10 protein-coding genes and 4 pseudogenes are annotated in these 9428 nt (G+C 40.5%); all 14 read left to right on the top strand.

All coding sequences use genetic code 11. The annotated features are described in order from the left end of the window. The first annotated feature begins 190 nt into the window (after window positions 1–190). The 14 genes and pseudogenes from H735_RS29305 (at window position 191) to H735_RS29715 (ending at window position 9275) form a co-directional block, all read left to right on the top strand. Window positions 191–535, top strand: coding sequence for a hypothetical protein (locus tag H735_RS29305; protein ID WP_152447613.1), 345 nt, complete (start codon window positions 191–193; stop codon window positions 533–535). Between the two features lie 16 nt (window positions 536–551). Next, window positions 552–863, top strand: a complete 312-nt coding sequence (locus H735_RS31830; protein ID WP_227741533.1) for an LPD25 domain-containing protein — start codon at window positions 552–554, stop codon at window positions 861–863. Between the two features lie 113 nt (window positions 864–976). After that, window positions 977–1453 carry a hypothetical protein gene (locus H735_RS31825; RefSeq protein WP_227741534.1) on the top strand — a complete coding sequence of 159 codons (477 nt, stop codon included), beginning with the start codon at window positions 977–979 and terminating at the stop codon, window positions 1451–1453. A gap of 143 nt (window positions 1454–1596) precedes the next feature. Further along, on the top strand, window positions 1597–2025 hold the full coding sequence (locus tag H735_RS29295) for a DUF2787 family protein (RefSeq protein ID WP_020195794.1): 429 nt from the start codon (window positions 1597–1599) through the stop codon (window positions 2023–2025). 788 nt (window positions 2026–2813) lie between these two features. Further along, entirely contained in the window at window positions 2814–3254 is a 441-nt protein-coding gene (locus tag H735_RS30630) for a zinc-binding metallopeptidase family protein (protein WP_020195796.1), read from the top strand. 24 nt (window positions 3255–3278) lie between these two features. Then, window positions 3279–3650, top strand: a complete 372-nt coding sequence (locus H735_RS30625) for a peptidase dimerization domain-containing protein (protein ID WP_020195797.1) — start codon at window positions 3279–3281, stop codon at window positions 3648–3650. Window positions 3651–3695: 45 nt separating this feature from the next. Continuing rightward, complete coding sequence (locus H735_RS30620; RefSeq protein WP_020195798.1) at window positions 3696–3902, top strand: hypothetical protein; 207 nt, start codon at window positions 3696–3698, stop codon at window positions 3900–3902. 154 nt (window positions 3903–4056) lie between these two features. Beyond that, a pseudogene (locus H735_RS32175) lies at window positions 4057–4308 on the top strand (hypothetical protein); the annotation flags it as partial. 52 nt (window positions 4309–4360) lie between these two features. After that, window positions 4361–4675: a hypothetical protein gene (locus tag H735_RS31820; RefSeq protein ID WP_020195799.1), complete on the top strand. Its 315-nt coding sequence runs from the start codon at window positions 4361–4363 to the stop codon at window positions 4673–4675. Next, a complete protein-coding gene (locus H735_RS29275) occupies window positions 4645–5055 on the top strand; it encodes an MFS transporter (RefSeq protein ID WP_152447614.1) in 411 nt (136 codons plus the stop codon). The genes H735_RS31820 and H735_RS29275 overlap by 31 nt, the downstream gene beginning before the upstream one ends. A 58-nt stretch (window positions 5056–5113) precedes the next feature. After that, the gene (locus tag H735_RS31170; RefSeq protein WP_155399404.1) at window positions 5114–5284 is read left to right on the top strand and encodes a hypothetical protein; all 171 of its coding nucleotides are present in this window, start codon (window positions 5114–5116) and stop codon (window positions 5282–5284) included. Window positions 5285–5657: 373 nt separating this feature from the next. Beyond that, window positions 5658–6237, top strand: a pseudogene (locus H735_RS29265) (DUF2913 family protein). Window positions 6238–8203: 1966 nt separating this feature from the next. Beyond that, window positions 8204–8336, top strand: a pseudogene (locus H735_RS32050) (IS66 family insertion sequence element accessory protein TnpA); the annotation flags it as partial. A gap of 77 nt (window positions 8337–8413) precedes the next feature. After that, window positions 8414–9275 (top strand): annotated as a pseudogene (locus tag H735_RS29715) (IS110 family RNA-guided transposase). The last annotated feature ends 153 nt before the right edge of the window (window positions 9276–9428 follow it).

The raw sequence follows: 9428 nt of genomic DNA, 5'->3' as shown, positions 1-9428 counted from the left end.
GATATGTAAGACATCAAGAGCGAGTAGAGCATATGGGGATTGAAAAGTCCCTTGATACCATCAGACGCGGGCTCAATGTGTTCGTTGATTTAGGCTTTGCTAAGCGTGAAACCCAAGCCAAGAAGGCAAACACGCATTTAAACGCGCTTCTCTCTTACTCTGGTTAACCAAGCCGCAAGATACCCTGCTGTTGGTTTTACTTCATGACCATTTATTTCCTGTCATTCCCCTTTCTATCACTGAGGAATATCAAACTCGTTTTGAAAGTGCCTTGCTTGAGGTTTCCGCTCAAGACCTGGAGTGGCTGGCTCAGATAGACATTGACCTACCCATTGCACATGGCGCGCCTCACTTGGATCGTATCAAACAAGCGATGGTGTCATCAAGCACCATCCGACTCACGCTCATTGGGCAGTGCTTACACATCAAACCAGAGCGCCTGCGCCTTGCTTCTGATGGGGTGTGTGTTGGCTATCGCCATTCACTCCACCAGCTTCAATTTATCTCATTAAAACAAGAGCTTGATAAGCATTAAACCACAGGAGACAAACATGAAAGATGTGGACTTAGCGCCATCAACCTCCGTTAAAATCAAACCGATATCGTTCAAGGTGCATTGGTCAGAATCGAGTGAGTTTGATGAAGACACCTACTATGACTTTATGAACTTTGAGCGCAAAGCTTTAGAAGTCGCCAAGACCAATCCACGAGGTGGTTACGATAAAACAAAAGTCACGGTGCTTTTTGATAATAAAGACCGTTACGAATGCCGCTTAGATTTAGGTTGTGGTGGCAATGATGCTGGATTTGCGTCGCACTGCCTTAATATGCTGGTGGCTTACTATCTGCCACCAATAACGTAGATAAACCATGGCTGCAAGACCAGCACCACCTATCGCTCATTGAAGCCATTCAAAGCTATGAGTTCGATACGGCGTTTGTAGAAAAAGCCAGACAAGACATTCAACAAACAGAAATGAATGCTAAAGTCGAAGATGAAGCCAAAGCGCAAGCAGAGCAACAAGAATGGGAGCGACAAAACAGAGAGCATCAAGAGAAGGAGAAAGCGTTTCAAGCATCACTGACTATCCCACCGTGGGCAAAGGCGGTCATTGTTGCTACCTACACGGATTATGATGCAGAAAATAGTGAACCACGTTCAGGCTATCATGCCACGAAAGCGGTCAGAACCTTAATACTGGCGTGGTCCAGACACTCTCGTAATTTGTTTCCTGAACTTCGTAAGGCGTGTTTGAATCATCCGTCCATTGCTTTTCTTAATCATCCAGAACAAAGCAATGAACATCGTGAAACGCACTGGTCGGGTGATGGCTACTATCTGACGGGCATTAAGTACCTTCGTTATGGTTGGTCGGCTCGAAAGCAGGTCTTCTATAACGAAACGAAAAAGGTGAGCTATGTGCCATTCGGGGAGCTCGTGATACCGGGCTAGAGCAGCAATGCATCAACAGCCACAGAACAAATGCCAGTACGAACAAGCTGGCATTATTTTGCATCCATCATCGGTTCGTTCTGGTATCACCAATCCCACTCTTAATCACCTTAACTCATAACCCTTTCTCTTGGGAAAATTGAATGTCCACATTAAACGTCACTTCCTTACCATTACCTGTATCTACGCCGTTCCTACAACTATTAAACCAGCATTGCCAAACGCCACTTGCTTTAAAAGCCACTCGCCAACGTTTAACTCTTCGTTTTCGTCATAAAAGTTATAGCGTAGAAAGCGGCGGTTGTCACTCCGTTGATATCGGCCTAACCATCACCGACAAAGCCAACGTGACCATCATTTACATCACGGATTTTGCTTATGTCGGAAAACACTATCCCGCGTCAAAATGTTACATTGATTTTGATTTTCGTCACCAACTCTATTTTACGGTTGATACGGGTTGGCAACGTATCCAACCGTCTGAAGTAGAGCGCCTATACCGAATGTGGGAAACGCGTTTTATTGAGCATGTTCAAAAAGAGAGATATGACGGCATCGAGCTCATTGTTTGATTTTGGGCCACAAGCCTCTCTCCAACCTAGCATTTCAGAGATAGATCATATTCTGAAGCACACGGTGCATCAGTAGGGTAATTAGTTGATACCGAACTAACAGAAACATTGAGATAGAGTGCAGAGCACCTATCTCAACCTGTGGTTTTATTTTTTATCAAAACATGGGCATCGCAAGCAAATTATATCTTATCTATTGCGCGAGCATATGATGATTGTTGTATGAAAAAATACAAAATAATGATTGGAGAATGCGGCGGTGAGAAAGGAAAAAGACCCCACACAACAAGATCGAGAGAGTATTATTGTGTAGGGAAATGTGGAGTAAACGATAGCTTGTGCTTAAAAAGCCATCAAAGTGTTGGGATGCAATATAAATCATCATGGAGTAAGAATTTATATTACACGGTTAGCATAACGTCTAATTCCCTAAACTTTTGTTAAAAAATGGTCAGCAAAACTCTAACTGAGAACGATTGTAGTGAAAGGTAAGTTTGTAAAAACGTCAGTGCGTTGTGTTGAACCTATCAATGAAGAATGATCAAGATTTTATTGCTCCTGATAGTCGTAAGGCTATTAAAGAATTTAAGATATATTATTAAAAACTTAGGTTGTGTGTAACTATTCATTTTTTTGGCTAAGTTATCAAAAGGGGGCATGTGTTTATCTTTTTTATCTAAAAGATAGGATATAAAAATGTACCAATCTAAATTCATAGACAAAAATACCGTCTCAAAGCAGTTAATAAAATACACCGCTATCAACACGACAGGCGATCCCAATATTTCGTGCCAAGCTCCAAAGGACAGACAATACTTGCTGCGCTTGTACTGGAACAGTTAAAGGATATTGGTTGTGTTGATATTGCGATGGATAGCAATGGGTTGGGGTATGCGACATTAAAAGGCAATTGCAAAGAGGCGGCAACGATCGCTTTGTTTGCTCATCTTGATACAGCCATCGACGTTATTGGTGATACGAATGCTCAGATCATCAAGGATTATCGAGGTGGAAATCTTAAGTTTCTTAACGATCGTAATATATTGAGTGTGGCTAATCATCCACAATTAAGTGAGTTTATTGGTGATGATATCATCATGACTGACGGCACAAGCGTTCTTGGCGCTGATGACAAGGCGGCTATTGCTGCAATTGTAGAGGCGATTCGATACATCAAAAACAATGACGTTCCACATGGGGATTTGAAGGTTGTGCTTCTTCATGATTAAGAAACGGGGATCCGCGGTGCTAAGATGCTAGATGCAAAGGCGCTTGGTGCTAAGTTCGGCATTTGTTTGGATTGCTGCGATATTGGTGAATATGTTAATGAGAATTTTAATGCGGCCAATGCAACGCTAACCTTTGATGGTGTGACTACACATCCAATGAGCGCCAAGGGCGTAATGGTTAAATCACAAATCATTAGCATGAAGTTTTTTTCCATGCTGAGTCATACTGACAGACCTGAATACACGGAAGGTCATGAAGGTTATATTTGGCTCAAAGCTATTAATAGTGAAACAGGCAAAACCGTGATGAAGTTCGATATTAGAGCTCACGCTCTTGAGAAGTTCGAAGCTAGAAAAAATGAGCTTCGAAATGCACTTAATATCATCAATAATTAACATGATCATTGTGCCCAATTAACCATTAATGACGACTATTTCAACGTGAAAAATGGGCTAGATAAAGACCCCTCTATTATCAAGTTAGTTGAGTCGGCATTTGATGAACTTGGTATCGAGAAAAAGCCACTCGTTATGCGTGGTGGTTATGATGGCTCTGTCATTACACCAAATGGTCTAACGACAGTGAACATTTTTACTGGGGCATACAACTTCCATTCTATTGAAGAATTCATACCGGCAAGCTCTTGAGCTGCAGCAGGTGATGTATTGGTCACGATCATAAAAAAGTCAGCGGAGAATGACGATGAGATCTAGAAAATATATTGTTGAATTCGTTTTATACTCGGTTTGCTTAGTCTTTGGAGCCGCATGGGCGACAACGGGTTCTGTTACGCCTTAAATAATGCATGATTTCAACCTTGACGTTGCCAATGCGTCTATGATGACCAATGCTATACTATGGGCCAAAATCGTTGGTGCTGTGGCTACGGCGTTTGTTACCTATTCTCTAGGCGTGAAGCGTTCTTACCTACTTGGTTTGTGTTTGATTGGGACATCAATCTTTATCCCAATGATTAACAGTTTCTATCCTTTAATTGCCATTCGATTTATGAACGGGTTAGGTGGTGCTATTTGTCTTGTATCATTGGTCCCTGTTGTATCTCGGTACTTTGATACCAATACGTCTGCGAAAGTAAATAGCTTTAATGGTACCTCTAAATATCGTCAGTTCGATTATTGCGCTGACATTAGCGGTGAAGCTTTCAGATGCGCTCGGTGGTTGGAAGGTATTGCTTGCTTCTTATGGATGGATCACGCTTGCACTCGCGGTTGTTTGGATTATTTTTTTCCAAGATTTCGAGCGTGATCCTAAGCTCTCAAATAATGCTGATGCCAAAAAAGAAGAGCTGCGTATTGCTCTGACTTCTCGTATTACATGGGGCATGATTGTGCAGCTCATTATGCTCCTTCAGCGAGCCAAGCTGGCATTATGGATGCCGCATTTGTGTCGATGTGGTTAAAAAGTCTTGATATCCACTATAAGAAAATGTTCAGTATTACATTGGTACTTATGGCTATTTTGATCATGACCATGTTGTTCTCGACCAATGATAACATTGTGTTGGGGTGTTCATTTGGCGCTGGTTTCTTGTTGGCTACTTGGTTTGCATTCATTTTTGCTTTGCCTAAAGAAGAGATCCGAGGAGCGACGACGAATGTAATAACCTACGTGATGTCTACTTTCTGGTTTTTCTCGTTTAGTATAGCAGCCATTAACAACCAAATTATAGGCCATTTAATTGACCAATCAGGTGGGTTCACATCCGCGTTTATGTATATCGTCGGTGTCATGGTGATAGCGCCAATTGCGGCACAATTCGTATTTCCAAAGGCGAAATAGAAAGGCTAAAGTGTTCGAACTGAGCGCTTTAATTCTCCTTCTTTAGAAGGTAGCGACAGTGCGTTACTCGAAGGACGCTCATGTTCAATATGTCTTCGTTTGTCATTCAAATCGGTATTTAAGATGGCGAGAGAAATATTCAAAAATGTACTACTTTTACTTTTACTTCTACTTCTACTTCTACTTCTACTTCTACTTCTACTTCTACTTCTACTTCTACTTCCTCTAGTGTCATACTTATTATTTTGGAATAGTTTAACGTGGGGGAGTGTATTCTCGTTGTATGTGCCATTTCAAAGTGACAACATCGAGTCCGTTATTTTTGATTGGTGCATTGGATTGTGGTGGATTATTGGTATGCCGTTAAGCTTTATTGCCGCTTCCATTTACACGGCTTACAGAAAACTCTGGTGGTGGTTTAGTGTCTATATGATGCTTTGGGTTGTGGCTATGGGAGTATTTCGTTGCTAACGGGACATGAAGCGTTGTTTTTATGCTCTATTGATTTTGTTTGAGCTGGCCTTGAATAAAGTGATTCAGCATTTAAATGAGAGCAGTTCTCCCCTATATAGGAAGCATCATTCATAGACGCTTCATTCTTCATGCAAATCAAACGAGGCTTTGATTATTACCACAACTTACATCGCATGGTTGTTCATTCTTTACTTCACTTACTTTGTAAAATTTTCGCCACAAAGCGTCATGTTCCCGTGAACACTCGAAATGAAATTCTTGTCAAGTATCTGAAGCCCAAGTTAGCCGATAAGTCGCTTTCTAATGTAAAGAAAGACATCAAGCTAATGCTCACTGTCGCAAGAAAAAAAGGAGGAAATTTAGAAATGAAACTACATGAGTTAAATGTTCAAGCGAACAGAACTTGTTGGCGCAGAAAAATTGTACAATTTACTGGTGTTTCTTTATGACGAAGAAGGGATTGAGTCTCGCTTGTTCGAAGAGAGGATGGAGCCAGAAGAGGGCATTTTATATATGCTAGATGAGCAGATAGAGCACGGTTTTAATGATGCTCACAAACAGGTTACTCCCCTCTCGATGCTGATCCAATTAGAAAAAGCACCTGAATTAATTGATGTGATTAACCGACATGGCGTCTTTGTTGCTGAAATGAAAGAATGGAATGTAGAAACGCATCAAGCACACATCTTGATACATCCCATAAAATAAATTGTCCGAAGAAGTTTGTCGTGTGATTAATATCGCAGATATTTTATATCTCCATGTCGGCTTGTTACAAGCGTTTCGGCATTATAAATATTATGCATCATGACTTGTTTGTTTTATTGGCTGCGTCTATGGATTTTATGATGACGACGAAAATATATTATTCGACAGATTTACTATTACCATTATTAATATAAAAATGATATTACTTGTCATCCATTAATTGTCAGGCAGCACTCATTTATGAATTATAATTCTTTTTTCAATACTCATCAATCAAGGATATTGTTAGCTCGAACATTGAGTGATTTAATTCACACTAGGATGCGGTGTAATAATCATAAAGATAAAGGGTTATCATTTAAACACCTGAATGGTGAGCTTATTCCTCATAAATATAACCAACTTATTCAAGGTGATGGTAATTAATAATTTGCTTTGATATTAATTATTGTTTGAATGATTTGAGGTTAATTTATGTCAGCCTTTTATCGAAAAGCGAGTTTGTTGAAACTTGTTCATATGCCGATTTGTTGAACTTCTGTGAGGATAAAATCAACAAGCGTTCGCCCCGTCCTTTGCGAAAATGAACCAACTAAAGCATTCATTAGCATGGATGGGAGTATTTAATGAATGCTCTATGCCGTTAAGTTCCTAGTTCCAACAAACTCGAAACCTAGGATACTAATGAATCGCGTTATGTCCATTTTTATTATGGAATAACTTGTCAAGCATTCTCAAGTTTTATCATGATAATTTTTCAATTCTTAATGTTTGGGCGTTAAATAAGATTGGCACTTTTGAACAAACTAATATTGAGGAGTTAATGGGTTGTGAATAATACAGATTTGCAAAACTAGTTTTCAATATTTGTGTTTTTATGACAAGGGATTAACATCACGACCCCTGATTTCGTATATTGTTAACGACGTGACGTACCATGCATGGAGCGTTACACTCACTATCTACTAATAATGTATCTACATTTGGCCTTATCCTTCTAACGAGGGATAAGGCATTTTTTGTGGAGCAGCTTGAGGGGCGAAGCTGGTCGCTATAGCACTTCGTTGTTTCTGCTATATATCGATTAGTGATGGAAGCGGTTCTGAGCTTACTTGTCATGAGCATCAAAAAAACTATCAGGGTGTGTGGGAAGGTATATAATCATTAACTCAAGGGGAGATGCATGAGTTACCGATTTGATATCCCACTTGTTCGACTTCTCCAACAACAAGGGATGCTCAAGAGATAAGCATTGGAATATCTTAAGTGGGGTGTTTATCGGTTAACCCCTGAAGAAATTCAGCACATAAGAGGAGAAGAGATTAACTTCGGGAGTAAGGCGAAAGAAGCGCTTATCATGAAAATATTGAACATAAGCGAGAGCATGTTCGAGCGGAACTACAGAGACGTCATTATCATTTGATGTAAAATCGTTCTCTTTGTTTGCCTAGGTGAAGGGCATTTTTATATCGTTCGGAGCGTAGATTTAAGTCAATTGAACGATGTTTATTTTACATTGATGTGTTTGTCATGTAATTGTGACATACCATTCGTTTATAGATAGTCTTCTATAAATGACGGGAACTCAAAGCTTGTTGTGGTTTGCTTAATGGTTTGTTGATTTTTCAAATTTGGTTAAACGTGTTTGTTTCGCTTATTTTGTTGTTTACTCTACTGACGAGGTCGCTTTTAGTTTGGATGGTTCAACGATAGTCGAGTCAGCTGCGAAAGTATAACCACAGTTCAATACTAATAATGCAGAAAGGACATGGTGTTTCATAATAACCTCTTGTTGTTTTTATCTGTGTGATTATCTTTTTGGACACCAAGCATCTATTTTTGTTTTCTTGTTAGTCGATCACTTACACTAATTTTGCAAAATGATTGTAAGCGCGCCATAAACCCCGCATTCTAATCACCTAGCACGAATAATAAGATTTACTCTCCGACCATGAGGATATTTAAAATGGGAAAACGCTGTACCAATCAAGAATGGCAAACGCTTATCGAGCTCACTGTCGACACTCGTGTTTTGTAAGCTCAATGAACTCAATCCTTCAACGCTCTATGCCAAACGCCAGCAACTCAATAAAACTAACGAATGATATGGACTCCCTCTCCCTGACACTCCGCGTGCCAGACTGACTCAGTACACGCTGAAGAATTGGAAGTAACCATGTCCAACATTCAAACTATTGGCGTCGACCTCGCCAAGAATGTGTTCAGTATTCACAGCGTTGATGCATATGGCAAGTGCGTCTTACGCAAAACTGTTAAAAGAAACAAGTTCTTATTCACATTCGCCAATCTATCCCCTGCATCATTGGTATGGAGGCTTGCTCTGGTGCACATCACTGGGCAAGGGAGTTACTTAAACTCGGTCATCACCCTAAAATCATGGCGTCCAAATTCGTTATTCCATATCGACAAAATGAAAAGAACGATGCCAATGACGCAGAAGCTATCTGCGAAGCATTATCTAGACCTAAAACACTATTTGTCTCTATAAAAAGTGAAGATCAACAAGCGGTGCTTTGCTTGCATCGAATCCGTCAGGGGCTAATTAAAACAAGAACAGCTACCATCAACCAACTCAGAAGGTTACTCTCTGAGTTTGGTCTTGTGATGCCACCGCTACTCGGCTTTAGTTAGTGAAATGCTTTCAGCAAAGGCCTTCATGGGTATTCCTAGTGTCGGTGAACACATTGTTGCAACCGTCAATGACGCCAAGCAATTTGGCTCTAACCGCCAGTTCGCCGTATGGATAGGGGGAGTTCCAAGACAATACTCAACAGGTGGTCATGTTCATCTTGGTCGCACCAGTAAAAACACATTCGCACTCTGCTTATACACGGTGCAAGAGCTGTCATTACCCGCTGTAAAGAAAAGACTGATAGAAACAGCTTATGGTTACAAAGCTCGTTGAGCGACGAGGCTACAAGCGTGCGTCTGTTGCCCTAACAGCCAAAAATGCACGAATAATATGGGCATTATTGACGACAGGAAACAAGTATAAAGCTGACTATATAAGCGGTTAGCCCTCACCGAGTCAAAGCAATAGCAATTGATGACAATACGGTCAGACCGAGAGGCTAAAACCTGACTAGAAAGCTAGTAAGCAAATACTGCCTAACGAATGAAGTTAGCATCAAGTGAATATCATCAGGGGGACGGAGTTTCTCAGATTAAAC

The organism is Vibrio owensii CAIM 1854 = LMG 25443, from assembly GCF_000817815.1.
In the GTDB taxonomy this organism is placed as follows: Bacteria; Pseudomonadota; Gammaproteobacteria; order Enterobacterales; family Vibrionaceae; genus Vibrio; species Vibrio owensii.
This window is presented reverse-complemented; position numbering and strand designations above follow the sequence as displayed.

Coding starts and splice junctions, on each gene's coding strand:
- H735_RS31830 (WP_227741533.1), top strand. CDS start 552: ATGAAAGATGTGGACTTAGCGCCATCAACCTCCGTTAAAATCAAACCG.
- H735_RS31825 (WP_227741534.1), top strand. CDS start 977: ATGAATGCTAAAGTCGAAGATGAAGCCAAAGCGCAAGCAGAGCAACAA.
- H735_RS29295 (WP_020195794.1), top strand. CDS start 1,597: ATGTCCACATTAAACGTCACTTCCTTACCATTACCTGTATCTACGCCG.
- H735_RS30625 (WP_020195797.1), top strand. CDS start 3,279: ATGCTAGATGCAAAGGCGCTTGGTGCTAAGTTCGGCATTTGTTTGGAT.
- H735_RS31820 (WP_020195799.1), top strand. CDS start 4,361: ATGGTACCTCTAAATATCGTCAGTTCGATTATTGCGCTGACATTAGCG.
- H735_RS29275 (WP_152447614.1), top strand. CDS start 4,645: ATGGATGCCGCATTTGTGTCGATGTGGTTAAAAAGTCTTGATATCCAC.